Annotated in this window: 1 protein-coding gene; it reads left to right on the top strand. The window is 66.6% G+C overall.

Features of this window, described 5'->3' with window-relative positions:
* A partial coding sequence (locus tag AC0IYH_RS30810) for a hypothetical protein (RefSeq protein WP_471837971.1) occupies positions 1–209 on the top strand: 209 nt, incomplete at its 5' end.
* Between the last annotated feature and the right edge of the window lie 90 nt (positions 210–299).

Raw genomic sequence — 299 nt, forward strand, 5'->3', positions numbered from 1 at the left:
TGTTGGTCCTGGTTGCAATCGCCGTGCTGGTGGTCGCCGGTCTGCTCTACTTCAACATCGTCTCGATCGACCAGACCCAACGCGGCGTCGTGCAGGCCCCCAAGTTCGAGGCCGATGTCGCGCGGGTGTCGTTGGGCACGGAGAACAAGACCGTGGCGGTGCCGACGATCAACGTCGAACGTCCGGCGAACGCACAAGCCCCGAACTGAGCCTTGCAGGCGAGGGGACGTCGCCCGCATGACGCCGGCGATGTTCCCGCTCCCTGAACCGATGCGCACCGCGCTCCTCGCCGCTCGCGA

This window comes from Pseudomonas sp. AC463 (assembly GCF_979253585.1).